This is a genomic window from Pedococcus sp. P2_A3, from assembly GCF_056405035.1.
The window spans coordinates 1-23,683 of record NZ_JBFUCW010000031.1; the positions used below are offsets into that span (position 1 = coordinate 1).

At 71.9% G+C, this 23,683-nt stretch carries 21 protein-coding genes and 2 tRNA genes; 11 read left to right on the plus strand and 12 right to left on the minus strand.

Annotation, left to right across the window (positions count from 1 at the left end):
* Positions 1 to 157: 157 nt before the first annotated feature.
* A tRNA-Gly gene (locus tag AC1DX8_RS19190) sits at positions 158 to 228 on the minus strand.
* 85 nt (positions 229 to 313) lie between these two features.
* Between AC1DX8_RS19190 and AC1DX8_RS19195 the strand changes: the two genes are divergently transcribed.
* A tRNA-Pro gene (locus tag AC1DX8_RS19195) sits at positions 314 to 387 on the plus strand.
* A 187-nt stretch (positions 388 to 574) separates the two neighbouring features.
* Here the strand turns inward: AC1DX8_RS19195 and AC1DX8_RS19200 are convergent.
* A complete protein-coding gene (locus AC1DX8_RS19200; RefSeq protein ID WP_477631584.1) occupies positions 575 to 2,023 on the minus strand; it encodes a dihydrolipoyl dehydrogenase family protein in 1,449 nt (482 codons plus the stop codon).
* A 288-nt stretch (positions 2,024 to 2,311) separates the two neighbouring features.
* Between AC1DX8_RS19200 and tig the strand changes: the two genes are divergently transcribed.
* On the plus strand, positions 2,312 to 3,685 hold the full coding sequence (gene tig, locus AC1DX8_RS19205) for a trigger factor (RefSeq protein WP_477631585.1): 1,374 nt from the start codon (positions 2,312 to 2,314) through the stop codon (positions 3,683 to 3,685).
* A gap of 121 nt (positions 3,686 to 3,806) precedes the next feature.
* Positions 3,807 to 4,307, plus strand: a complete 501-nt coding sequence (locus AC1DX8_RS19210; RefSeq protein ID WP_477631553.1) for a hypothetical protein — start codon at positions 3,807 to 3,809, stop codon at positions 4,305 to 4,307.
* On the opposite strand, the gene AC1DX8_RS19215 is transcribed toward AC1DX8_RS19210, so the two are convergent.
* Positions 4,288 to 5,412 (minus strand): LacI family DNA-binding transcriptional regulator, encoded by a 1,125-nt coding sequence (locus AC1DX8_RS19215; protein WP_477631554.1) that lies wholly within the window; start codon positions 5,410 to 5,412, stop codon positions 4,288 to 4,290. The two genes, AC1DX8_RS19210 and AC1DX8_RS19215, sit on opposite strands and share 20 nt — an antisense overlap.
* Before the next feature lie 85 nt (positions 5,413 to 5,497).
* Between AC1DX8_RS19215 and AC1DX8_RS19220 the strand changes: the two genes are divergently transcribed.
* The 3 genes from AC1DX8_RS19220 to AC1DX8_RS19230 all read left to right on the plus strand — a co-directional run bounded on the left by AC1DX8_RS19220 (position 5,498) and on the right by AC1DX8_RS19230 (position 8,187).
* Complete coding sequence (locus tag AC1DX8_RS19220; RefSeq protein ID WP_477631555.1) at positions 5,498 to 6,724, plus strand: MFS transporter; 1,227 nt, start codon at positions 5,498 to 5,500, stop codon at positions 6,722 to 6,724.
* 138 nt (positions 6,725 to 6,862) lie between these two features.
* The gene (locus AC1DX8_RS19225; protein WP_477631556.1) at positions 6,863 to 7,498 is read left to right on the plus strand and encodes an ATP-dependent Clp protease proteolytic subunit; all 636 of its coding nucleotides are present in this window, start codon (positions 6,863 to 6,865) and stop codon (positions 7,496 to 7,498) included.
* Between the two features lie 11 nt (positions 7,499 to 7,509).
* Positions 7,510 to 8,187 carry an ATP-dependent Clp protease proteolytic subunit gene (locus AC1DX8_RS19230; protein WP_056923603.1) on the plus strand — a complete coding sequence of 226 codons (678 nt, stop codon included), beginning with the start codon at positions 7,510 to 7,512 and terminating at the stop codon, positions 8,185 to 8,187.
* Positions 8,188 to 8,303: 116 nt separating this feature from the next.
* On the opposite strand, the gene AC1DX8_RS19235 is transcribed toward AC1DX8_RS19230, so the two are convergent.
* Positions 8,304 to 9,419, minus strand: a complete 1,116-nt coding sequence (locus AC1DX8_RS19235; protein ID WP_477631557.1) for a serine hydrolase domain-containing protein — start codon at positions 9,417 to 9,419, stop codon at positions 8,304 to 8,306.
* Positions 9,420 to 9,813: 394 nt separating this feature from the next.
* Here AC1DX8_RS19235 and clpX point away from each other — a divergent pair, with 394 nt between their 5' ends.
* Entirely contained in the window at positions 9,814 to 11,088 is a 1,275-nt protein-coding gene (gene clpX, locus AC1DX8_RS19240; RefSeq protein WP_477631558.1) for an ATP-dependent Clp protease ATP-binding subunit ClpX, read from the plus strand.
* 33 nt (positions 11,089 to 11,121) lie between these two features.
* Here clpX and AC1DX8_RS19245 read toward each other — a convergent pair whose 3' ends face one another.
* The 5 genes from AC1DX8_RS19245 to AC1DX8_RS19265 are packed head-to-tail and all read right to left on the minus strand — an operon-like array spanning position 11,122 to position 15,254.
* Positions 11,122 to 11,643, minus strand: a complete 522-nt coding sequence (locus tag AC1DX8_RS19245; RefSeq protein ID WP_477631559.1) for a hypothetical protein — start codon at positions 11,641 to 11,643, stop codon at positions 11,122 to 11,124.
* Positions 11,643 to 13,022, minus strand: coding sequence for a DUF58 domain-containing protein (locus AC1DX8_RS19250; RefSeq protein ID WP_477631560.1), 1,380 nt, complete (start codon positions 13,020 to 13,022; stop codon positions 11,643 to 11,645). Before AC1DX8_RS19250 ends, AC1DX8_RS19245 begins: the two co-directional genes overlap by 1 nt.
* Positions 13,019 to 14,002, minus strand: a complete 984-nt coding sequence (locus AC1DX8_RS19255) for an AAA family ATPase (protein ID WP_477631586.1) — start codon at positions 14,000 to 14,002, stop codon at positions 13,019 to 13,021. The genes AC1DX8_RS19250 and AC1DX8_RS19255 overlap by 4 nt, the downstream gene beginning before the upstream one ends.
* Positions 14,003 to 14,004: 2 nt before the next feature.
* Positions 14,005 to 14,544 (minus strand): hypothetical protein, encoded by a 540-nt coding sequence (locus AC1DX8_RS19260; RefSeq protein WP_477631561.1) that lies wholly within the window; start codon positions 14,542 to 14,544, stop codon positions 14,005 to 14,007.
* Positions 14,541 to 15,254 (minus strand): DUF4129 domain-containing protein, encoded by a 714-nt coding sequence (locus AC1DX8_RS19265; RefSeq protein WP_477631562.1) that lies wholly within the window; start codon positions 15,252 to 15,254, stop codon positions 14,541 to 14,543. Before AC1DX8_RS19265 ends, AC1DX8_RS19260 begins: the two co-directional genes overlap by 4 nt.
* A gap of 166 nt (positions 15,255 to 15,420) precedes the next feature.
* Between AC1DX8_RS19265 and AC1DX8_RS19270 the strand changes: the two genes are divergently transcribed.
* Genes AC1DX8_RS19270 through AC1DX8_RS19280 form a run of 3 tightly spaced genes read left to right on the plus strand, consistent with a single transcriptional unit; the run spans position 15,421 to position 17,804 of the window.
* A complete protein-coding gene (locus tag AC1DX8_RS19270) occupies positions 15,421 to 16,446 on the plus strand; it encodes a sigma-70 family RNA polymerase sigma factor (RefSeq protein WP_477631563.1) in 1,026 nt (341 codons plus the stop codon).
* A complete protein-coding gene (locus AC1DX8_RS19275; protein WP_477631564.1) occupies positions 16,443 to 17,051 on the plus strand; it encodes a TIGR03086 family metal-binding protein in 609 nt (202 codons plus the stop codon). The genes AC1DX8_RS19270 and AC1DX8_RS19275 overlap by 4 nt, the downstream gene beginning before the upstream one ends.
* 51 nt (positions 17,052 to 17,102) lie before the next feature.
* Positions 17,103 to 17,804, plus strand: a complete 702-nt coding sequence (locus tag AC1DX8_RS19280) for a hypothetical protein (protein WP_477631565.1) — start codon at positions 17,103 to 17,105, stop codon at positions 17,802 to 17,804.
* Here the strand turns inward: AC1DX8_RS19280 and valS are convergent.
* The gene (gene valS, locus AC1DX8_RS19285) at positions 17,735 to 20,356 is read right to left on the minus strand and encodes a valine--tRNA ligase (RefSeq protein ID WP_477631566.1); all 2,622 of its coding nucleotides are present in this window, start codon (positions 20,354 to 20,356) and stop codon (positions 17,735 to 17,737) included. The two genes, AC1DX8_RS19280 and valS, sit on opposite strands and share 70 nt — an antisense overlap.
* Before the next feature lie 93 nt (positions 20,357 to 20,449).
* On the opposite strand from valS, the gene AC1DX8_RS19290 reads away from it, so the two are divergent.
* Positions 20,450 to 21,193 (plus strand): lysophospholipid acyltransferase family protein, encoded by a 744-nt coding sequence (locus tag AC1DX8_RS19290; protein ID WP_477631567.1) that lies wholly within the window; start codon positions 20,450 to 20,452, stop codon positions 21,191 to 21,193.
* A gap of 105 nt (positions 21,194 to 21,298) precedes the next feature.
* Here the strand turns inward: AC1DX8_RS19290 and AC1DX8_RS19295 are convergent, their stop codons facing one another.
* Complete coding sequence (locus AC1DX8_RS19295) at positions 21,299 to 22,936, minus strand: RNA polymerase sigma factor (protein ID WP_477631568.1); 1,638 nt, start codon at positions 22,934 to 22,936, stop codon at positions 21,299 to 21,301.
* Between the two features lie 125 nt (positions 22,937 to 23,061).
* Positions 23,062 to 23,598 (minus strand): NUDIX hydrolase family protein, encoded by a 537-nt coding sequence (locus AC1DX8_RS19300; protein ID WP_477631569.1) that lies wholly within the window; start codon positions 23,596 to 23,598, stop codon positions 23,062 to 23,064.
* Positions 23,599 to 23,683: the final 85 nt, after the last annotated feature.

The window sequence follows — 23,683 nt, forward strand, 5'->3', positions numbered from 1 at the left end:
GTCTCTGAGGTGGCCCGCTGCCCGAGCCGGAACCGCACACGCCAGGACCGCGCGCCGTCGGTGGCGACGTACTCCTTGGGCGTTGGCATGTGCTCAGCGTAGCGCGGTTGTGTACGTGTTGTGTATATGCCTCTCGGGAAGCGTGCGATTCGTGCGGAGCGGGTGACGAGAATCGAACTCGCGTAGCTAGTTTGGAAGACTAGGGCTCTACCATTGAGCTACACCCGCGGAGACCGGCCGCCGTGAGGGCGTCAGGTCCGAGGCGTTAGCCTAATGCCCGCGATCGCGTGGCCAGAAATCGGCTCGCCTTCGACGGGGTATGGCGCAGGTTGGTAGCGCGTCCGCTTTGGGAGCGGAAGGTCGCCGGTTCAAATCCGGCTACCCCGACAGAGAGCCGAGCTTGCGAGGCTCGTGGCGGGGACGACGGATGCCGGGAGCCGGAGCGTGCGCGCCGAGGAACGAGGCGGGACCGTGACGGCGGCGCCGGCTACCCCGACAGAGAGCCGAGCTTGCGAGGCTCGTGGCGGGGACGACGGATGCCGACGGATGCCGGGAGGCGTCCGTCGCCGTGAGCTCAGACGCCGTACTCCTCCAGCAGGCGCAACCAGATCTCGCTCATCGTGGGGTAGGACGGGACGGCGTGCCACAGCGTCGTCAGCGGCACCTTGCCGACGATGGCCACGGTGGCTGCGTGGACCAGCTCGGCGACGTCCTGGCCGACGAAGGTGGCGCCCACGACCACCCCGGCATCCTCGTCGACGACGATGCGGGCCTGCCCCAGGTATCCCTCCGCCTGCAGTCCCGCCCCTGCCGCGGAGTCCATCGGCAGGTCGATGACCCGCACCGTGAGGCCGCGCTCGCGGGCCTCGGCCTCGGTGAGCCCGGCCGCCGCGACCTCGGGGTCGGTGAAGACGACCTGCGGTGACCCGATCCCGACCGCCCACGGGACCGTCGTCCGGGGGTCCGGCTCGCGACCCGCAGCGCGGGCGCCGATCAGGTCCCCGACCGCGCGGGCCTGGTACTTGCCCATGTGCGTGAGCAGGGCCCGGCCGTTGACGTCGCCGACGGCATACAGCCAGGGCTGCTCGCCCGTGAGGCCCTCGACCTCCATGCGGTCGGTGACCCTGACGTAGCCGTTGTCGTCGAGCTCTCCGCCGACCTCCTGCACCCCGAGGTCGCGGGTGGCCGGGGTGCGACCGACGGCCACGAGGAGCTCGTCAGCGGTGACGCTGCCGCCGTCAGAGAGCTGCACGGTCACCTCGCCCGTGGGTCCCAACCGGCTGACGGACTCGGCCCGGGTGCCCAGCCGCAGGTCGACACCGTCGCGCTCCAGCGCCTCGGCGACCGCCGTCGCGGCGAACTCCTCGTGGCGTCCGAGGAGCCCGTCGGTCAGCTCGATGATCGTGACCGTCGACCCGAGGGCCGCGTACACCTGGGCCAGCTCACAGGCCACCACGCCGCCCCCCAGGACCGCCAGCCGGTCGGGGATCCGTCGGCTCGTCGTCGCCTCACGGTTGGTCCAGGGTTTCGCCTCGCGCAGCCCGGGGATCGGCGGCACGGAGGCCTCGGTGCCCGTGGCCAGGACCACGGCCTGCCGCGCGCGGTAGGGCGTCCCGTCCACCTCGACCGCCAGCTCACCGGTCAGGCGGGCCTCGCCGCGCAGCAGCGTGATGCCCACGTGGTCGAGCCAGCTGACCTGACCGCCGTCGTCGAGGGTGTTGCTGGTGCCCACCCGGTTGATCCAGGCGTCGCGGCGAGCGAGCACCCCCTGGGGGTCGATGCGCGCCCCCTCGGAGCCCTGCACGCGCTGGGAGGCACGGGTGGCGTGGATCGGTCGCAGCAGCGCCTTGCTCGGCGAGCAGGCGTAGAAGCTGCACTCGCCACCCACGAGGTGCTTCTCGACGATCGCGACCGTGAGACCGGTCTGGTGCGCCCGGTCGGCTGCGTTCTCGCCGACCGGTCCGGCGCCGATGACGATGACGTCCCACTCCGGGGGCAGGCTGGGCTGGCTCTCCTCAGGCATGACCTCAACGTAGACGGCGAGTGCGGGGAGTGCTCGGCGGCCGGTGCGCACGGAGGTCAGGGGCGCTGCGGCGACCGAGGTGGCGGCGTGCTCGCGCGGCATACTCCTGAGGCTGGTGTGCCGCCGGTTCGGAGCGCGGGCGCGCAGCGGCTACCATGAGGTTTTGGCCCGGTCGCCGCCTGTCACAGCCGGCGCAGCGGGCCTTCGCATTGCCCCGCCGCGAGGTGGCTCGCAGTGCCCCGCACCACCCGCACGTCCCACGCCCCCACGACCTTGGAGTATCCCGCAGTGAAGAGTGCCGTCGAGACCCTCAACCCGACCCGGGTCAAGCTGACCGTCGAGGTGCCGTTCGAGGAGCTCAAGCCGAGCCTCGACGCCGCCTACGCCACCATCGGGTCTCAGATCCAGGTGCCCGGCTTCCGCAAGGGCAAGGTCCCTTCGCGGATCATCGACCAGCGGGTCGGCCGCGGCGCGGTCCTCCAGGAGGCCGTCAACGAGGCGCTTCCGCAGTTCTACGGCCAGGCCGTCGAGGAGAACAAGGTGCGCCCGATCGGGCAGCCCGAGGTCGACGTGACCGAGGTGCCGGCCGAGGAGGGCCAGGACCTCAAGTTCACCGTCGAGGTCGACGTGCGTCCCGAGGTCGACCTGCCCGAGGACTTCAGCGGCATCACCGTCGAGGTTGACGAGGCGAAGGCGTCCCACGAGGACGTCGAGGCGCGGCTCATCGCCCTGCAGGAGCGGTTCGGCACCCTCAAGGGCGTCGAGCGCACCGTCGAGAACGGTGACTTCGTCTCCATCGACCTCAAGGCCAGCATCGGCGACGAGGAGATCGACTCCGTCACGGGCGTCTCCTACGAGGTGGGTTCCGGGAACATGCTCGACGGGCTCGACGAGGCCCTCACCGGCATGGCGGCCGACGAGACCAAGTCGTTCACCGCGCCGCTGGCCGGTGGCGACCGCGAGGGTGAGGACGCCGAGGTCGTCGTGACCGTGCAGTCGGTCAAGGTGCGCGAGCTGCCCGCGCTGGACGACGACTTCGCCCAGCTGGCGTCGGAGTTCGACACGCTCAAGGAGCTGCGCGAGGACGTCACCAAGCAGGCCGACCAGGCCGCGAAGTTCGAGCAGGGTGTCCAGGCCCGCGACAAGGTCCTCGAGCACCTGCTCGAGACCATCGAGATCCCCGTGCCGGACGGCGTGGTCGAGGCCGAGGTGCACCAGCACCTCGAGGGCGAGAACCGCCTCGACGACGACGAGCACCGTGCCGAGGTCGACGCCAACACCCGCAAGGCCCTCAAGGCGCAGTTCCTCCTCGACGCGATCGCCGAGAAGACCGAGGTCAAGGTCGAGCAGCCCGAGCTGATCGAGTACCTCGTGATGTCCGCGCAGCAGTACGGCATGGACCCCAACCAGTTCGCCCAGGCGATCGACCAGCAGGGACAGGTCCCGGCGATGGTCGCGGAGGTGGCCCGTCGCAAGGCGCTGGCCGCCGTCCTCGAGCAGGCCAAGGTCGTCGACACCGCCGGCCAGACCGTCGACCTCAACGAGGTCACCGCCACGGACGTCGCGTCGCAGCTCTTCGAGGGTGGGTCGGAGCACGACCACGAGGGTCACGACCACGCTGACCACGAGGGCCACGACCACGAGGGTCACGAGCACGCCTGACCGCCCTGACGGCGAACGCCGTCAACCAGCGCCAAACCGTAGGTCGCGCCTCCATCCGGGGGCGCGACCTACGACATTTGGGTGAACCACTCTCACCCCGCTGCGCCCGACCATGAGGTCCATGGACGTCACCTCTTTCCACAAGCTTCGGCTCGCGGTGCAGGAGAATGCCAGCCCGGCGGACTCCGACCTGGCCACCCACCTGCGGCACTCGCTGCAGGCTGCCCTGTCCGGGAGTCGGCTGTTCGCGGAGGTCGAGCTCGGCCACACCGACGACCGTGACCAGTTGGTCATCGGGGTCTGCCGCTGTGCGGACGGGGTGCTCCCCTGGGAGGCCGGGATGGGCCTGGAGCGGCTGTGGCAGACCGTCGCGGCCGACTCGCCCTGGGAGGCCCACACGGTGTCCTGCACCGACAGCCTGATGGACTTCGAGGGTGCGCTGACCGTGGACGACAAGGGCCGCTACCTCACCGTGCACGTCGTGGCCGAGCCCTCGGAGGCGATGAAGGCAGCGCAGGCGGCCCAGGCCGCCGAGGCCGAGCGGGCCGCCGAGCTCGCGGCCCAGGAAGCGGCCGCGCAGGCCGTGGCGCCGGTGCCGGGCGTCAGCGTCCTGCGGTCCTGACCGAACGCCCTGCGTGGGCGGCCCCGCCCACCGCGGCGGTGGTCGTGCCCACCCGCAGGTCCGTGCGCTGCACGGCGTCGTCGGGGCGCTCGCCGTCGAGCAGGCGGCGCAGCATCTCGCCCATCAGGCGCCCCTTCGCCCCGCCGTGCTGGTCGATGGTGGTCAGCGTGCCCGCGAACCACGGCAGCTCCACGCCGTCGAACCCGGTGACGCTCAGGTCGTCCGGCACGCGCAGCCCCAGCTCCTCGGCGGCCCGGACCACCCCCATGGCGAGCAGGTCCGACTGCGCCACGATCGCTGTGGGTCGCTGTTCGGCGGGCACGTCGAGCAGCAGGCGGGCCGCGATGGCCCCCTGCTCCACGTCGGGGATCGAGGTCTGCACGAGGCAGGAGGCTGCGCCGCGCGCCGCGTCGCCGAAGACGTCGAGGTAGCCCAGCGCCCGGTCACGGGTGTCGGCGAACTCTGCCGCGGCGAGGTCGTCGAGGCTGGCGCGCCCGGTCACGGAGTCGTGCCGCAGGGGCATCATCACGTGCGCCACCCGCTGGTGGCCCAGCGACTCCAGGTGCCTGCCCAGCTCGACGGTGGCACCGCGGTTGTCGAGCGCGAGGTGCGTGATGCGAGGGTCCGCGGGGGAGCCGTCCCCGAGCATCGGTATGCCGCGGGCGGCCAGGTGGTCGACGGCCGGGTTCGTGTCGGGCCCGCAGAGCGAGAAGACCACGGCGTCGAGCGCGGTGGCGGACAGCTGGGTGATCGCGCGTTCCGGGGTGCCCGCCGGCTGGGCGATGAGCAGCATCCCGGCGGGGATCTCGTCGAGCACCTGCGAGAGCCCGTCGAGCACGCTGACGGCGAACGGGTCGCGGAAGGCGTGCAGCAGGCGTCCCTCGACGATGACGCCGACCACGCCGGAGCGCCCCTGCCGCAGCGAGGACGCGAGGGGGTCGGGGCCGGCATACCCGAGCTGCTCGGCGGCGGCACGGACGCGGGCGACGGTCTCCGGGGCCACCGGTCCCTTGCCGCTGAAGGCGAGTGAGGCCGTCGACGTGGAGACCCCGGCCGCCTGCGCGACGGCGCGCAGGGTGGGGCGAGGTTGACGAGGACGGCTCATGGGCGACACACTATCGAATCGATTCGACCGAATCGATTCGATCTGCCAGATCCCGCTCCGCAGACCCCATCCCGAGAGAGCCGTAGTGAGCCAGTCCGCCGCCCCCGCAACCACCCTCGACACCGCCCGCGCGGTCCAGGCCCGCAACGCCGTCTTCGTCGTCTTCGCGCTCGCCGGGATCGCGTTCGCGACCTTCGCCTCGCGCATCGCCGACAGCAAGGTGCAGCTCGGCCTGAGTGCCGGCGAGCTGGGGCTGACGCTGTTCGCCGCGTCCGCGGGGTCGCTGACGGCGCTGCCATCCGCCGGACGGATCGCCGAGCGGTTGGGAGCGACCCGGACCATCCACCTCGGCATGGGGTTCGGGTTCGCGGGGCTCGTGGTCATCGCGGCCGCCGTCGACCTGTTCGAGTCGCGCTGGGTCATGGCCGTGGGCCTCTACCTGCTGGGCATGGGGGTGGGCGTCTGGGACGTCGCGATGAACCTCGAGGGGGCGGCCGTCGAGCGGTTGCTCGGCAAGACGGTCATGCCGCACTTCCACGCCGCCTTCTCCGGCGGCACCGTGCTCAGTGCCCTCGTCGGAGCCGGGATGTCGTGGGCATCCGTGCCGCTGCTGGTCCACTTCTCGGTCGCCATCGTGGTCTCCGCCGCCCTGGGCGTGTGGGCCCTGCGCTCCTTCCTGCCCCGTGACGTCGAGGTCACCCAGACCGAGGAGCAGGAGGCCGCCGCGGCGGCCGGCACCCGGCCCCGGTCTGCGTGGTTGGAGCCGCGGACCCTGATGATCGGGCTGGTCGTGCTCGCCGCCGCCTTCACCGAGGGCACGGCCAACGACTGGATCTCGGTCGGCTTCGTCGAGGGTCACGGGGTGCCCGCCTGGGCCGGGGTGCTGGCTTTCGCCGCGTTCCTCTCCTTCATGACGCTGGGCCGTCTGGTCGGCACCAGGCTGCTCGACGCCCACGGCCGGGTCCCGGTCCTGCGGGTCACCTTCGCGATGGCGGCCGTCGGGTCGCTGATGGTGATCTTCGGCCCGGCCTGGCTGGCCTACCTGGGGACGGCCGTCTGGGGGGTCGGCGCCTCGCTCGGCTTCCCCGTCGGCATGAGCGCGTCGGCCGACGACCCCGCCCGCGCCGCTGCCCGCATGTCGGTCGTCGCGACCATCGGGTACACCGCCTTCATCGCGGGACCGCCACTGCTGGGCTTCCTCGGCGACCACTTCACCGTGCTGCGCGCGCTCATGGCGGTCACCGTGATGGTGGCGCTGGCGATGCTGGTCATCCCCGCCACCCGGGAGCTGCCCGGCCGCTCCGCCGACTGACGCCCCACACCACCTCGCCCTGTGTGCCGCCGCCTTGAGTCCTGTGYGCTCAGGGCGAACACGGAGGGAAACGGGGACTTCTGCCCACCATGACCGCGTTAGGGTCACTGACAGGCAAGGACCTCAAGTGATGGAGACATGGTGAACGAGATTGTCGGCGCGGGCGAGGGCCCGCAGGGTGGTCTGGACGACCACATCTACAACCGTCTGCTCAAGGAGCGGATCATCTTCCTCGGCTCCGACGTGCGCGACGACAACGCGAACGCCATCTGCGCCCAGCTGCTGCTGTTGGCTGCCGAGGACCCGAGCAAGGACATCTGGCTCTACATCAACAGCCCCGGCGGGTCGATCTCGGCCGGCATGGCGATCTACGACACGATGAAGTGGATCCCCAACGACGTCGCGACCGTGGCGATGGGCATGGCCGCCTCGATGGGCCAGTTMCTGCTCTCCGCGGGCACGAAGGGCAAGCGCTACGCCACGCCCCACGCCCGCGTGATGATGCACCAGCCCTCGGGTGGCATCGGCGGGACGGCCTCGGACATCAAGATCCAGGCCGAGCAGATGCTCTACGTGAAGAAGCAGATGGCCGAGCTGATCGCCGAGCACACGGGCCAGAGCAAGGAACAGATCGAGAAGGACTCTGACCGCGACCGCTGGTTCAGCGCCGAGGAGGCCAAGGAGTACGGCTTCGTCGACCACGTGTTCAGCAGCGCCGCCCAGGCCGGTGGCCGCAGCGGCAGCGACGACAACCCGGTCACCGGGGACAAGTGAGGGATCGACACATGAACGCGAACATCAACCCCTCGATGCACTCGGCCGGCCGTGGTGGCCTGCAGGTGCCGGGGCCGTCCAGCCGCTACATCCTGCCGCAGTTCGAGGAGCGCACCTCCTACGGCATGAAGCGGCTCGACCCCTACACCAAGCTCTTCGAGGACCGCATCATCTTCCTCGGCGTGCAGGTCGACGACGCGTCCGCTGACGACGTCATCGCCCAGCTGATCGTGCTCGAGTCCCAGGACCCCGACCGCGACATCCTGATGTACATCAACAGCCCCGGTGGCTCGTTCACCGCGATGGCCGCGATCTACGACACGATGCAGTACATCAAGCCCGACGTGCAGACCTTCGTCATCGGTCAGGCCGCCTCGGCTGCCGCGGTGCTGCTGTCGGCCGGCGCCAAGGGCAAGCGGTTCGCGCTCCCCAACGCGCGCATCCTCATCCACCAGCCCGCGCTGGTCGGTGGCGACTACGGCCAGGCGTCCGACATCGAGATCCAGGCCAACGAGGTGCTGCGCATGCGCACGTGGCTCGAGGAGACCTGGGCCGAGCACTCGGGTCGCACCCCCGAGCAGGTCCGCAACGACATCGAGCGCGACAAGATCCTCTCCGCGGCCGAGGCCGTCGAGTACGGCCTCATCGACGAGGTCCTGCTCTCGCGCAAGGGCACCCTGGCGGACTGACCCGCCCCGGGGCGTCGTCCCCGACACCGCACCACCCGGTATGCCGCCCGCTCACCAGAGCGGGCGGCATACCTTCGTCATGGGAGGTGTCTCTCCCGTCGTGTCGTCGCGGCGGCTCAGGCGCAGAGGGCGAAGGTGACGAGCGACTGGAGGTCGTCGTTGGCGCGGGAGTTCGCGGTCACCGCGACCACCCGGCCGGTCTCCGGCACGGCGAACGCGCCGGAGGCGAAGTGGTCGTTGCTGCCGAAGTGGCCGATGGCGGTCCCGCACGGCACCGGGTAGAGCACCAGCCCGAGCCCGTAGCCACCGTCGACCATGGTGGAGCGCTTGGTCGTCATCGTGGCGAGGGTGGCTCTCGCAACCAGCCTGCCGCGCGTCAGCGCCGTGAGGAACCGACCGAGGTCGCGGGCGGTGGAGACCACCCCGGCCGCCGCGGAAGGGTGGAYCGGCGCCGAGGGTGGTGCCTGGAGGGCGCCGATGGCAGTGGGCGCGCCTCCCAACGTCGACTGGGTCATGCCGGCTGGCCGGAAGATGGCCGTGGCGAGTACCTGTGCGAGGGGTCGGCGCGTGACTCGCTCGAGCACGACTCCGAGGGCCGCGAAGTTGGTGTTCACCTCAGCGAACTCGGTGCCGGGCTCGAACTGCAGCGGCACCCCCTTGACCAGGGCGACGAGGTCGCGCGAGGCCGTCGTGCCGGGACCCTTGAACCCGTCGGCGTCGCCGTAGTCGGCCAACCCGCTCCGCATCGCCAGCAGGTCCTCCACCGTGATCCCCGTCCTCGGTGGCACCGCGTCGCCAAGCCATTTCTCCACCGGGTCGTCGAGGGTGAGCTTGCCCTGCTCGACCAGCTGCATCACGGCGGTGGCCACGATCGGCTTCGTGGCGCTGGCGACCATCAGGCGGTCGCGGGGTGTCATCGGTCGCTTGGGGTCCACGACGGCAGTCCCGAAGGCGAGCGACGCCTCGTGGGTGCCCTGACCCACGTACACCTGGAGCCCGGGGTTCTGGGTCGCCGCCTCGGCCTTCGCCGTGATCGCCGCGACGACGGCGCTGAACCCCCGAGGGGTGACCGGGCTCGTGGGTGCCGCGGCCGCGGGCCCGACCGTGCTCCCGGCCACCGTGCGTGTCCCGGAGCTCGCCGGGCTGCGCGTCGAGCCTTCCGAGCACCCGGTGCCGAGGAGTACCAAGGCCCCGACGACGGTCCACGCCGAGATGCGTCCCATGGTCCTCATGGCCACAGCGTGACTGTCGGTGACGACCACGCCATCGGGGAAAGCCCGTATGCGCTCCACCGGCGGGAGGGACTGCCGGGCCGCGGCTCCCGGGTCGGACCGGGCCCTTGGTCCCGCTGGTCGGCGGACTGGCGCTGGCTGTCGTGCTCGGAGGGGCCCTGGTCGTGGTGGTCCTGCGCGGTCGCCGACGGCTCTGACGAGCGCCTCGGGCCGGGGCCCCGGCGTGTTGTCCGCCCTCAGCGGACAAGCGCGACGAACGGACGACTCGACCGTTTCAATGGAGCGTAGGCGGTCTCCTGCGCTGTAGCGTCGGGGCGTTGCCGGTCCGAGGTGGACCGCACACCGTCGGGCAGATTCGTCAGACAGGTTCGTCAGACAGACCGGAGGACGTCGCGTGGCACGCATGGGAGAGAGCGGCGACCTGCTGAAGTGCTCGTTCTGCGGAAAGAGCCAGAAGCAGGTCAAGAAGCTCATCGCGGGCCCCGGGGTCTACATCTGCGACGAGTGCATCGACCTGTGCAACGAGATCATCGAGGAGGAGCTGGCCGAGTCCTCCGAGCTGGGCCTCGACGAGCTGCCCAAGCCCCGGGAGATCTTCGACTTCCTCCAGAACTACGTGATCGGGCAGGACGTCGCCAAGCGCGCGCTCGCCGTCGCGGTCTACAACCACTACAAGCGGATCCAGGCCGGCGAGACGGTCGGCAAGAAGGACGCCGAGTCGGTCGACATCGCGAAGTCCAACATCCTGCTGATCGGCCCGACCGGTTGTGGCAAGACCTACCTCGCGCAGACGCTGGCCCGCATGCTCAACGTCCCGTTCGCGATCGCCGACGCCACGGCCCTGACCGAGGCCGGCTACGTCGGCGAGGACGTCGAGAACATCCTCCTCAAGCTGATCCAGGCCGCTGACTACGACGTCAAGAAGGCCGAGACGGGCATCATCTACATCGACGAGGTCGACAAGATCGCCCGCAAGTCCGAGAACCCCAGCATCACCCGCGACGTGTCGGGTGAGGGTGTGCAGCAGGCGCTCCTGAAGATCCTCGAGGGCACCACCGCCTCGGTGCCGCCCCAGGGTGGTCGCAAGCACCCGCACCAGGAGTTCATCCAGATCGACACGACGAACGTGCTGTTCATCGTGGGTGGTGCGTTCGCCGGCCTCGAGAAGCTCATCGAGTCGCGCAACGGCAAGAAGGGCCTGGGCTTCGGCTCCGAGCTCCACACGCCGAAGGACCTGGCCGACTCCATCCACGAGGTCATGCCCGAGGACCTCATGAAGTTCGGGCTCATCCCCGAGTTCATCGGCCGCCTGCCCGTCATCACCACGGTCAGCCCACTCGACCAGGCGTCGCTCGTGACGATCCTGTCCCAGCCGCGCAACGCCCTGGTGAAGCAGTACAAGAAGATGTTCGAGATCGACAACGTCGAGCTCGAGTTCACCGACGACGCCCTCGAGGCCATCGCCGACCAAGCCCTCACCCGGGGCACCGGCGCCCGCGGCCTGCGCGCGATCATGGAGGAGGTGCTCATGCCGGTGATGTTCGACGTCCCCAGCGACGAGGGCATCTCCCGCGTGGTCGTCACCCGCGAGGTCGTCCTCGACAACGTGCTGCCGACCATCGTCCGGCGTGACGAGGAGCCCAAGCGCACGCGCAAGCGCTCCGCCTGAGAGTGCGTTCGCCCGGGAGGTAGAGCTGGTGCGTCAGGGTCGCGCGTGCTCCTCGCGGCCGAGCAGCCAGGCGGCGAAGGCGAGCAGCGCCAGGGCCGCGATCGCGGCATACGTCAGGGAGACCTGGCCGCCGGCGCTCTCGCGGCCGGCGAGGAAGGCGACCGCCCAGACCGGCACCGTGGCGGCAGCCACGAGGGTGCCGCGGCGCGCCCACCGACGGAGGCTGACCACCGGGATGGGTGCCGGGCCGGGCAGGCTGGCGGCCAGGCTCGCGCACAGGTGCAGGACGAGGCCGCACCAGGCGGCACYGAGCAGGGCGACCCACGCGCCGGTCGTGGTGGGTACGGGGACGGCGGCGGCCCAGTGCAGCGCCTGGGCCGCGAGCAGCACCGTCACCAGACCGGAGTCGGGCTCGACGGTGGCGTAGGCCGTGAGCGCCACGATGCCCACAGCCATCACCACGATGGGGTGCGGCGACCACACGAGGGTGAGGACGAGGAAGGTCAGGGAGGCCAGGCCGAGCAGGCCCCGCAGCACCAGCTGGGAGCGCGACATCAGCGACTCACCACCCGTGGTGCGCGGGACCGGCGACCGAGGTCGCGCAGCACGAGGTCGAGCGTGCCCGGCCCGGCCCAGGGGACGATCGGCACGCCGGCGTCGCGGGCCCTGGTCATCTCGTGGTGCCGTTCGAGCCGCCGCAACCGCCAGGCCAGGCGCGTCTCGGTGGGGTGGTCCCCGGCGGTCGACGCCAGCTGCGCCAGCGACTCCGCGGGGATGTCGGGGGCCGCGAGGCCGGGGGGCAGGGTGTCGACGGTGACGACGGAGATGCCGCGCCGGGCGAGGGCGACCCCGTGGGCCAGCACCTCGGGGGAGATGGCAGGGGTGAGGATGATCGCAAGGCTGCCGGCCGAGACGTGGTGGCGCAGCTGCGCGCGGAGTCGCTTCTCGTCGCTGACGGTGCCGTCGGCCACCGTGACCCGCGCCAGGACGTCGAGCAGACGGCGCAGGTGGTTGCTCCCCGCAGCCGCCGTGACGTGGGGGGTGTCGCGGGAGCCGAGGACCAGCAACCCGACGCGGTCGCCGCCACGCAGGTAGTGCTCCGCGATCGCACCAGCTGCCCGGACCGCGTTGTCGAGGCTGCTGCTCGACCCCTCGATGCCGGTGCTCTGCCCGATGTCGTGCATGGCGTCGACGAGCAGGAGGATCTCGCTGTCCTGGTCGGCGTGCGTGGCCGTGACGTGCAGCTCCCCGGTCCGGACCGACACGGGCCAGTGGACCCGCCGGAGCCGGTCGCCGAACCGGAACGGTCGGATCTGGTCGAGCTCGCCGCCGGACCCCTGGTGGTGGGATCGGTTCTGCCCGACCAGGCCGTCGGGGTGGGGCACGGGCACCCGCGCCGAGAAGGTGTCGGGCAGCGGGACCGTGGGGATGGCGGGCAGGGACACCGGGTGCGGCTCCCAGCGGTAGGCGCCGAAGGGTCCGCTCACGGCGAGGATCGCCGGCCCGAGCGGTCGTCGACCCCATCGGGTGCTGCGGCAGACCACCTCGAGCGACCGGGGCTGGTCGTCCGCGGCGGCGAACGCCAACGCCGTGGTGCGGTGCCCGGGGGAGAACTCGGTGTGCGGGGTCGGCAGCAGCGCGAGTCCCACCTCCTCGATCCCCGGACCGGGTGAGACGGTCGCGACCCACCGGGTCGCCTGGCCCTCGCGCAACAGCGGGTGGGCCAGCCGGGCGACGACGGTGGGGGTGGCCTTCGCTCGGGTCGCCGTGGCCCACAGCCCGATCACCAGGAGCGGTGCGCCGATCACCACCGCATCGGGCCGACGCAGCAGCACCCCCACAGCGGCCAGCACCAGGCCGAGGAAGAGCGCCCGGACGTGGGCCGGGGTCACGCGCCAGCGCGCCTCCGGCCGGTGCCCGGGAGTGCCGGTCACGGACGCTCGAAACCGGTCCGGGGCCCGGCTGCCGTGGCCGACGGGGTCGGCACCGAGGAGAGCACGCTGTCGACGACGCTGGCCGCCGAGACGTCGTTCATCCACAGCTCGGGACGCACGGTGACGCGGTGGTCGAGGGCGGCGTGCGCCACCGCCTTGACGTCCTCGGGGGTGACGTAGTCGCGGCCGCGCAGCACGGCATACGCGCGGGAGGTGAGGAGCAGCGCGAGGGAGGCGCGGGGGGAAGCGCCCATGAGCAGGTTCTGGTGGGTGCGCGTGGCGCCCACGAGGCGCACGCAGTACTGGCCCACGCCCGCGTCGACGGTGACCGTCTCCACGGCCTGCTGCATCTCGATGAGTCCCGCGCCGTCGGTGACGCTGGCGACCACCTGGGCCTCCTGCTGGCGCTCCATGCGGCGCTGGAGGACCTCCCACTCGTCGGCGGCGCTGGGGTAGCCGAAGCTCACCCGCAGCAGGAACCGGTCGAGCTGCGCCTCCGGCAGCGGGTAGGTGCCTTCGTACTCGACGGGGTTCGCGGTGGCCAGCACGTGGAACGGCTTGGGCAGCGCGAACGTCTCGCCCTCGACGGTCACCTGCCCCTCCTGCATCGCCTCGAGCAGGGCGGACTGCGTCTTGGGAGGCGTCCGGTTGATCTCGTCGGCCAGCAGCAGCCCGGTGAACAGCGGGCCCTTGCGGAAGCTGAACTCGTGGCTGCGCTGGTCGTAGAGGAAGGAGCCGGTCAGGTCGCTGGGGAGCAGGTCGGGCGTGAACTGGGCCCGTGCGAAGTCCAGCCCGAGCGCCTGCGCGAACGACCGGGCGGCCAGCGTCTTGCCCAGGCCGGGGAAGTCCTCCATGAGCACGTGCCCGCCCGCGAGGATGCCCGACAGCACGATCTCCAGGCTCTGGCGCTTGCCGACGACGGCGCGTTCGACCTCGGTGAGGATGGCGGTCGCACGGGCGGCGACCTCGTCGAGGGTCAGGGTCACGAGAGCTCCTCCAGAGTGGTGGTGAACGCCGCGAGCTGGGCGGCGGTGAGGCGGGTGGTCGGGGGTGCGGCGAGGTATGCCGCGAGGTCGCGGCCCAGCACGGCCTCAGGGTCGGGCAGCGTGCCGTCGGCGCGACTGTCGGGGTGGTTGCGCAGGCGTTCGCTGGCGAGGCTGCTGATCGTGGCGTGGATCCGGGCAGCCGGCGCACTGCCCGTCGCAGTGCCCGTCGTCGGGCCCGTCGTCGTGCCCGACGTCGTCGCCTCCCGCACGTCGCCGGCGAGTCGGCTGATGCGGGAGTCGACGCCGCGGGCGGCGGCGACGTCGGTGAAGGTGTTGTCCCAGTCGGTCGACTGGCGCGACTGCCAGAGCCACTGCGCCAGGTTCGCCAGGGCCGCGACGACGGCCGCCGAGGCGAGCAACATGCCCACGTTGCCCAACGCGGACACCGAGACCGCGAGGGCGCCGACGGCCACGGTGACGGCGAGGACGACGAGGAACAGCTGGGTGGGCGCGAGGCCGGCAAGACGGCGGATCACCGGCTGACGGTCCTCTCCTGGGCGAGGCGCGCCATGGTGCGCCTGAGGTCGGCCTGCACCTGCACGAGGGCCTCGCGGGCGGTGGTGCGCTGGTCCTCGCCGATCGGGTGGGTGGAGAACCGGGCCTCACGGTAGAGCGCCGCGAGCGTGTCGAGCGGCTGGCGGTCCACGCGGTGCGAGCGCAGGACGGCCGTGACGAGCTCGGCGGCGGTGCGGGAGTCGTCGTCGCGGACGCCTGCCGCGCGGCAGGCGTCCTCCAGCGCCACCCAGGCGGCGATCACGGCGTTGGCCGGCGTGCCCCGCGACAGCTGGCGCTCTCCCTCGATCGCCGCTTCGAGGAGTACCTCGGGGACGACGTCGATGGCGGCCACCTGGTCCTCGATGACCTCGCGCGTGCGCCAGCGGTCGAGCAGGGCCCTGCTGATCGCGACGAGCACGATGACGACCACGACGACGAGCACGAGCTTCAGGGCCAGCTCGACGAGGGAGACCAGCCACGGGTCGCTGTGTCGGACGTCCGCGCCGGTGAGGCCGTTGCCCCTCCTCGGCGGGGCGGTGACGGCGCCGAAGTCCTTGCCCGGCGTGCCCGACTCCTTGCCGGAGAAGTCCTGGCGGGCGAAGACACCGACCGGTCCGGCGGCAGACACCCAGGCGCCGAGCAGCAGCGTCGCCGCCGCCCCCAGGCCCACTGCCACCCCACGCTGGTTCACGAGGACCGACCTTAGCAACGGCACTGTGGGTCGCCAGGGAAACCGGGTCGATCGCCGACACTTCGTGCCGCACCGATGAGTTTTCCGGGGTCCCCGGGTCTGTCCCTGTGAAGGCGAGGTGTGCCTAGGGTGGACGAGGGACGGTCGGATGACGGAGGAGACAGTCATGACGGAGTTGCGGGCGATGACCGAAGTGCGCGAGCGGGCGGTCGTGGACGACTTCCCGGAGGCCACGGACGGCTTCCGGCGTGAGCTGACGGCGCACTGCTATCGCATGACCGGGTCGATCCACGACGCCGAGGACCTCGTCCAGGAGACCTACCTGCGGGCCTGGCGGGCGTATGCCGCGTTCGAGGGCCGCTCGTCGGTGCGGACCTGGCTCTACCGGATCGCCACCAACGTCTGCCTCACCGCGCTCGAGGGCAAGGACCGCCGTCCCCTCCCGGCCGGGTTGGGTGCGCCGTCCAGCGATGCGGCCGACCGGCTCGTCGAGTCGACGGAGGTGTCGTGGCTCGAGCCGGCCCCGGACCCGCTGGTCGCCGGGGACGCGAGTGACCCCGCGACGATCGTCGCCGAGCGCGAGAGCATCCGGCTGGCGTTCGTCGCGGCCCTGCAGCACCTGCCTGCCCGCCAGCGGGCCGTGCTGATCCTGCGTGACGTGCTGCGCTGGAGGGCCTCCGAGGTGGCCGAGGCGCTGGAGACGAGCGAGGCCGCGGTCAACAGCGCCCTGCAGCGCGCGCACGCCCAGATCGCGAAGGCGAACGTCAGCCGGGACGAGGCCCCGGCTGAGCTGGACGCCGCGCAGAAGGACCTGCTCGACCGCTACGTCAAGGCGTTCTGGGACAAGGACGTCGACGCCATCGTCGCCATGCTGACCCGGGAAGCCGTCTGGGAGATGCCGCCGTTCACCGGGTGGTACGCGGGCGCGGAGAACATCGGCCGCCTGATCGGCACCCAGTGTCCCGGCGAGCGGCACGACATGCCCATGGTGGCGACCAGCGCCAACGGCCAGCCCGCCTTCGGCCTCTACATGCGCCAACCCGACGGCACGTTCACGCCGTTCCACCTCCAGGTGCTCACCCTCGACGCCTCGGGCGCCGTCAGTCACGTGGCCGCCTTCTTCGACCTCACCCTCTTCGAGACGTTCGGCCTGCCTGCCTCCCTCCCGGCCGACCACGCCGGCCCGACGTGAGGCAGCCGGTGGGCAGCGCGGCCGGCCACAGCCCACCTCCGCGGGCCGTCGAGCTGCTCGAGCGGGCCATCGGCTACACCCGGTCGACCCTGCTCCTCGTGACCGAGGCCGACCTGGGACGCCGGACCCCGTGCGCCGGGTGGGTGGTGCACGACCTGCTCACCCACATGGACGACTCGCTGGAGGCCATGGCCGTGGCGGCGCAGGCCACCGCGCTCAGCCTCGTGCCCTCCGTCCCGCCCGGCGGGGGCGGCGACCTGCTCGACAGCATCTGCCACCGGGCGCGCGGGCTGCTCGCCCACTGGCACCCGGTGGCGGGCCTGTCGGACGACCCCGTGGGGCTCGGCGACGTCAGCCTCCCGAGGGAGCTCCTCGGTGCGGTGGGGGCGCTGGAGATCGTCCTGCACGGGTGGGACGTCGCGGAGGCGATCGGGCACCCGCGGTCGATCCCGCCCGGCCTGGCGATGGACCTCTGGCCGGTGGCCCGGGACCACATCACCGATGCCGACCGGCCGTTTCGGTTCGGTCCGCCGGTCGAGGTGTCGGACTGGGCGACCCCTGCCACCCGCCTGCTCGCCCAGGCCGGCCGGTCGACGCGCTGGTGACCGCGCGCGCCGACGGTGGAAGTTTGCCGCGCCACCCGCGAGGATGAGGCCATGTCCTCGGGGTTCCGGTTGCGCAGCGGTGACGTCGGACCCGTCCAGCAGTCGCCGGTGACGTGCGGCTCGGCCTGCCTCACGGTGGCCAGGATGCTGGTCAACCCGGTCTTCGCGCGTTGGATCACCTCCGGTGAGGGTCCGCGTGCCGACGCACCCCCCGGCGCCACCGAGCAGGAGCGCTTCGCGGCATACGAACGGGTCGTGATGGCGCGCACGAACCGGCTGTTCGCCGGCGGTGGGCGGCTCAACGTCCCGTGGCCCCGGTCGCTGGGTACCCCACCCTGGGGGGCCCGCAAGGAGCTCGAGTTCGGGGCGTCGCGGCGGGGGACCGAGTACGAGCTGCGGGTGGTGCGACAGCTCACCCGCAGCGCCTTGCGCGACGCGCACGCGCGCCTCGTCGACGTCGTGGCCGACGGTGAGCCGGCCCTGCTCTACATCGGCAACGGCCTGCTTCCCCGCCATGTCACGCTGGTGCTGCCCGGTGACGGCGACCGCGTGCTCGACGTCTACGACCCAGCGACCGGCCAGGTGACGATGCTCGACCAGGGCCGCTTCGCCAGCCGTGAGCTGCGGATCGCCGGCTGGGACGTGCCGTGGATCACGGTGCAGCCCAACGGAACCCGCAGGGTTCAGGCGTTCGGCTTCGCCACCGGGATCAGCTCCGCGTCGCGCACCTCGGGCGTCTCCGCCTCGGCGTAGTCGACCGTCCCGGTGATCCGGCCGGCGGCCCGCAGGTCGGTCTCGGCAGTGCGCACGCGGTCGGTCCAGTCGGCCGGCCCGGCCAGCAGGATGGACGCCACCTCGGCGCGCATCCCGACCTTCGCCTCCGACTTGGCCTTGCGCACGCCGGCCAGCGCCTCGCCCACGGCCACCAGCAGCTCGACGTCACCGCCCGCCCCGGCTGCCGTGTCAGCCGTCGTCGGCCAGGGCGCACGGTGCACCGAGCCCTCGTGCCACCAGGACCAGACCTCTTCGGTGACGTAGGGGAGCATCGGCGCGAAGAGACGCAGCATCACGTCGAGGGCGATGCGCAGCGCGGCACGGGCAGACCCGGCCTCGGCGTCGCCCTGCCCGCCGTAGGCCCGGTCCTTGACGAGCTCGAGGTAGTCGTCGCAGAACGTCCAGAAGAAGGTCTCGGTGACCTCGAGCGCCCGCGTGTGGTCCCACGCCTCGAAGCCCGCGGTGGCCTTGGCCACGACGTCACCGAGCTGGGCGAGCATGGCCCGGTCGAGCGGGTTGGTGACGGCAGCGGCCAGCTCACCGTCCACCTCGCCGAAGCTCAGCGCGAACTTCGTCGCGTTGAGGATCTTGATCGCCAGGCGACGGCCGACCTTCATCTGCCCGGTGTCGTAGGCAGCATCGGCGCCGAGGCGACCGCTGGCCGCCCAGTAGCGGACGGCGTCGGTGCTGTGCTCCTTCACCACGTCCTCCGGCGTGACGACGTTGCCCTTGGACTTGCTCATCTTCTTGCGGTCGGGGTCGAGGATCCACCCGGACAGGGCGGCGTTGCGCCACGGGACCGAGCCGAACTCGAAGTGCGACCGCACGACGGTGGAGAACAACCAGGTGCGGATGATGTCGTGCGCCTGCGGGCGGACGTCCATCGGGAAGACGCCGGCGAACAGCTCCGGGTCGTCGCGCCAGCGCCCGGCGATCTGCGGGGTCAGCGATGAGGTGGCCCAGGTGTCCATGACATCGGGGTCGCCGACGAAGCCGCCGGCCTGCCCACGCTGCGACTCGTCGTAGCCCTCGGGGGCCTGGGCGGCCGGGTCGACGGGCAGCTGGTTCTCCGACGGCACGAGCTGCTTGTCCCAGACCGGGTCGCCGTTGTCGTCGAGGGGGTACCAGACGGGCACCGGGACGCCGAAGAAGCGCTGGCGGGAGACCAGCCAGTCGCCGTTGAGCCCGCTCACCCAGTTCTCGTAGCGGGCCCGCATGAAGGCGGGGTGGAAGTCGACCTGCCGCCCGCGCTCGATCATCTCGGCGTTGAGGTCGGCGTCGCGTCCGCCGTTGCGGATGTACCACTGCCGGGAGGTCACGATCTCGAGGGGCTTCTCGCCGCGCTCGTAGAAGTTCGCCTTGCGCTGGGTCGCCTTGGGCTCACCGTCGAGGTCGCCCGACTCACGCAGTGCCGCGACGATGGCCTCGCGGGCGCTGAACGTCGTCTTGCCCGCGACCTGCTCGGCGAAGAGCTGCTCGCCCGGGCTGCCGGCCAGCCACTCGGGCGTCTCGGCCTGGATCCGGCCCGACCGGGTGATGACCGACCGGGTCGGCAGCTGCAGCTCACGCCACCACAGCACGTCGGTCAGGTCGCCGAAGGTGCAGCACATGGCGATGCCGGCGCCCTTGTCGGGCTCGGCGGCGGGGTGCGCCACCACGGGGATCTCGACCCCGAACAGGGGTGAGCGGACCGTGGTGCCGAACAACGCGGCATACCGCTCGTCGTCGGGGTGGGCGATCAGCGCCACCGCCGACGGGATGAGCTCGGGTCGGGTGGTCTCGATGTGGATCGGGCCGTCGGCCCCGTGGAAGGCGACCCGGTGGTAGGCGCCGGGGTAGTCTCGCGCCTCCAGCTCGGCCTGCGCGACCGCGGTCTGGAAGGTGACGTCCCAGAGGCCGGGAGCCTCGGACTGGTACGCCTCACCGCGGGCGAGGTTGCGCAGGAAGGCCTGCTGCGCGGTGGCCCGGGAGTGGTCGTCGATCGTGCGGTAGCTGATGTCCCAGTCGAGGCTGAAACCCATGCGGCGGAACAGCGACTCGAAGGCCTTCTCGTCCTCGACGGTCAGCTCGTCGCACAGCTCGATGAAGTTCTGGCGCGAGATCGGCAACGTGTCGGCGGCCTTGAGGCTCTTGGCATCGCCGCGGTGCGGCGGCTCGAACCCCTCGACGTAGGGCAGCGACGCATCACCCCGGACGCCGTAGTAGTTCTGCACGCGCTTCTCGGTCGGCAGGCCGTTGTCGTCCCAGCCGATGGGGTAGAAGACCTCGAGGCCCTGCATCCGCTTGTAGCGGGCCATGCAGTCGGTGTGCGTGTAGGAGAACACGTGGCCCATGTGCAGCGACCCCGACGCGGTCGGCGGGGGAGTGTCGATCGAGAAGACCGACTCCCGCCCCCGGGCGAGGGCCGTGGCGCGGTCGAAGGTGTAGGTGCCCTGCTCCCGCCATACCTGCGCCCACTTGTCCTCGAGCCCTTCGATGGAGGGCTTGTCGGGGATCGTGGCGGCGCCGGACGTGGTGGGTGCATCGGTCATGGCGTGAATCTTCCCATCCCCTCACCGGTGGTGACCAACGGGTTGCAGGTATGCCGGGGGCTCGCGGCGGGCCCGTGCCCCTAGGGTTGGGACATGGAACCCGTCTACACCCCCGTCATCGGGTTCGCCCGCGCGTTGTTCGCCGCCCAGGGCCTCAAGATCACGCTCACCGGCACCGAGCACGTGCCGCGCTACGGCGGGGCGGTGATGGCGATCAACCACACCGGCTACTTCGACTTCACCTACGCCGGGCTCGTGGGCGTGCAGGTCGGGCGCTACGTGCGGTTCATGGCGAAGAAGTCGATCTGGTCCAACCCGGTGGCCGGCCCGCTGATGAGGGGCATGCACCACATCCCGGTCGACCGGGAGGCCGGGCAGGGGTCGTTCGACTCCGCCAAGAAGGCGCTGCGCTCGGGGGAGATCGTGGGGGTGTTCCCGGAGGCCACGATCTCGCGGTCGTTCGAGCTCAAGGGGTTCAAGTCCGGCACCGTGCGGCTCGCCCAGGAGGCGGGGGTGCCGATCCTGCCGACCACGATCTGGGGGTCGCAGCGGATCTGGACCAAGGGACAGCCGCGGAAGATGGGGCGGCACGGCATCCCGCTGCTCATCACCGTCGGCGCCCCCATCGTCGTGGACCCGCAGGAGAACGCGGTCGAGGCCACCCGCAGGGTGCGGGCCGCCATGGAGGCGCAGCTGCACGCCGACCAGGAGCGTTACCCGAGCTGGCCGGCCGCGGAGCGGCACCTGCTCCCGGTCCGGCTCGGCGGCACGGCCCCCACGGTGGAGGAGGCCGAGGCCATGGACCTCGCCGACCGTCGTCGTCGCCGCGCGGGCTGACCGCAGCGATCTCGGGTCGCGACGGGTGGTCGCGGCTACCCACTCAGGGGTGAGCTGGGGCCAGGGGTGAGCTGGGGCCAGGGGTGAGCTGGGGCCGTCGCTGTGTCAGGCGCGGTGCTTGCCGTGGTAGGCGGCAGCGGCCTTGGCGTGGGCCCTGGCCTGTGCCTTGGCGTGGGCCTTGGCCTGTGCCTTGGCGTGGGCCTTGGCCTGTGCCTTGGCGTGGGCTGCGGCCTTGACGTGGGCTGTGGTCTGCGCCGCGGTCTGCACGGTGGCGTGCGGGCGGTGGGGGTTGCGGAAGTGCTTGACCGGGTTCTTCACCTGGTGACCGGTCGCGTGACCCCGTCCGTTGCCGTTGCCGTTGCTGTTGCCCGGTCCGTTGCCGTTGCCCGGTCCAGTGCCCGGGGGCCGGCCGCTCCCGCTGCCGACGCCGCCGGTGCCGTTGCCGTTGCCCGTGCCCTCGCCCTCGCCGGCGGGGACCGTCGGGTGCCCGGGCCGAGACGGGGTGGGGGTGGGAGTCGGGTCGGTGGGGGTGGGCGTGGGGGTCGGGGTCGGGGTGGGAGTCGGGGTCGGGGTGTCGACGGGCGTGGTCGGGGTCGAGGGCGTCGACGGGTCGGTCGTGTCGAAGGACACCAGCACGATCTGCACCTGGGGCTGTCGGGCGGGCTGGCTCACCGGCTCGCCGCTGCCGCCTTGGTCGGTGCCCGAGTCAGGCGGCGTGGCCGGGTTGGTCGGCGTCGGCGTCGGGGGCGTGGTGGGGGTGGGCCCGGGCGTGCGTCCGGTCGACGGTGTGGGCGCGGGCGTCCCCGGGCTGGGTGGTCCCTCGGCCGTGACGAGGGGAGGGGTGTCCCGACCGCCCAGGATCCCGTGGAGGGCCACGCTGAGCAGGCCGCTCATCGCCGCGGCCGTGCCGACCCCGCCGAGCGCCAGCAGCCACGCGGCGGCACCCGCGCCCACCCGCACGGAGCGACTGGGGGTGCCGAGGGTCGTGCGGGCAGCGTTGGCCGGGGCGGACGACTGCAGGCTGTGGATGTCGACGACCGACGCGGCCGGCAGCGCAGCGGTGGACGGGCTCGCCGGAGGGTTCGGTGCCGGACTGGCCGCCGGGGACAGCACGGCGGGGGTCGCCGCGGGGGAGAGCCCGGCGGCGGAGACGAACGGCAGGGGCGCCGTCGAGGCGAACAGCGCGGCGGCGAACGGCAGGTCGGCGAGCTCAGAGGGCGTGCCCGGCACCCGCAGGGCGTCCATCAGGTCCTCGAGCGATGGGGTGAGGTGGTGCTGGCCGCGGAGCACGAGGGCCAGGACCGCGCTCGGCTCCAGACCGGTCAGCCGGGACACGGCTTCGCGTCCGAGGTTGCCGACCACGCCCATGGCCAGGACCTCGGCCTCGGCGAAAGGGCAGGCGCGCAGCGCGGCGACCGCCTGGTCGAGTGGGTCGGCGGCCATTCCAGCGGCCCCAGGGGCCGCGCTGGCGGGGGCCAGTGCGGCGCCGCCGGCGCCGGACAGGACGGCCGTGCGGGCAGCACCGATGACCAGCTCGAGCCAGGCGTCCTCGTCCGGGGGGCAGACCTGGAGCTGGGGCAGCACCGCCGTCCAGGTGGTGCGCGCCAGCTCCGCGTGGTCGCCGTCGGCCGTCACCCGCAGGTAGCGCAGCAGCACAGGGTTGGTGGCCTCGTACAGGCGTGCGAAATCGTCCGCGACGCCCCCTTGGGCGCCGAAGAGGTATGTGGCGATTTCCCCCGGCACGTACCCAGTTTCGTCCTCTTGCGTGGAGGTGCGCCTCATCCGTTCGGTCGAAGTTGCCGCGTTCGGGTGGCGCGAAGCGGGATCATCGCACTCATCTGTCGGGTGCGACTCCGGCGCCGAGGCGCTCAGAGAGGGTGTCCGAGGTGGGCCATCGCCTGGCGGAGCAGCACTCCGTGGCCGCCGTCCATGTCCTCCAGGAGCGACGGTGCCACGGCCTCGTCGGGGGTGAGCCAGGCGAGGTCGAGGGCGTCCTGCTGGGGTTGGCAGTCACCGGCGACCGGCACCACGAAGGCCAGCGAGACGGCGTGCTGACGCGGGTCGTGGAAGGGAGTCACGCCCGGGGTGGGGAAGTACTCGGCCACGGTGAACGGCTGGGGGCTTGCGGGGATCTGTGGCAGGGCCATCGGGCCGAGGTCCTTCTCGATGTGCCGGATCAGGGCGTCGCGCACGCGCTCGTGGTAGAGCACGCGGCCCGACACCAGCTCGCGGTTGATCGCCCCGTCGGAGGCCCGTAGCAGCAGGCCCACCGCGGTCACGGCCCCGCGCTCGTCCACCCGCACCGGCACGGCGTCCACGTAGAGGATGGGGAGCCGCTCGCGGGCCGCGTCGAGCTCCTCGCGGGTCAACCAGGACTCACTGCGGTCGAGTTCGAGGTGGCTCATGCCGTCGTTTCTACCAGTCACTCCCGGGCCTCAGCTTGATCGGGGCTACCGGGAAGGGTCGGCTGGACCCCGAAACGGTTTCGGG

Bases quoted from the DNA above. Each gene is read 5' to 3' on its own strand.
- AC1DX8_RS19210 (WP_477631553.1), top strand. From the start codon at position 3,807: ATGGACGTCACCTCTTTCCACAAGCTTCGGCTCGCGGTGCAGGAGAAT.
- AC1DX8_RS19230 (WP_056923603.1), top strand. From the start codon at position 7,510: ATGAACGCGAACATCAACCCCTCGATGCACTCGGCCGGCCGTGGTGGC.
- valS (WP_477631566.1), bottom strand. From the start codon at position 20,356: ATGACCGATGCACCCACCACGTCCGGCGCCGCCACGATCCCCGACAAG.
- AC1DX8_RS19280 (WP_477631565.1), top strand. From the start codon at position 17,103: ATGTCCTCGGGGTTCCGGTTGCGCAGCGGTGACGTCGGACCCGTCCAG.
- AC1DX8_RS19290 (WP_477631567.1), top strand. From the start codon at position 20,450: ATGGAACCCGTCTACACCCCCGTCATCGGGTTCGCCCGCGCGTTGTTC.
- AC1DX8_RS19215 (WP_477631554.1), bottom strand. From the start codon at position 5,412: ATGAGCCGTCCTCGTCAACCTCGCCCCACCCTGCGCGCCGTCGCGCAG.
- AC1DX8_RS19200 (WP_477631584.1), bottom strand. From the start codon at position 2,023: ATGCCTGAGGAGAGCCAGCCCAGCCTGCCCCCGGAGTGGGACGTCATC.
- AC1DX8_RS19300 (WP_477631569.1), bottom strand. From the start codon at position 23,598: ATGAGCCACCTCGAACTCGACCGCAGTGAGTCCTGGTTGACCCGCGAG.
- AC1DX8_RS19270 (WP_477631563.1), top strand. From the start codon at position 15,421: ATGACGGAGTTGCGGGCGATGACCGAAGTGCGCGAGCGGGCGGTCGTG.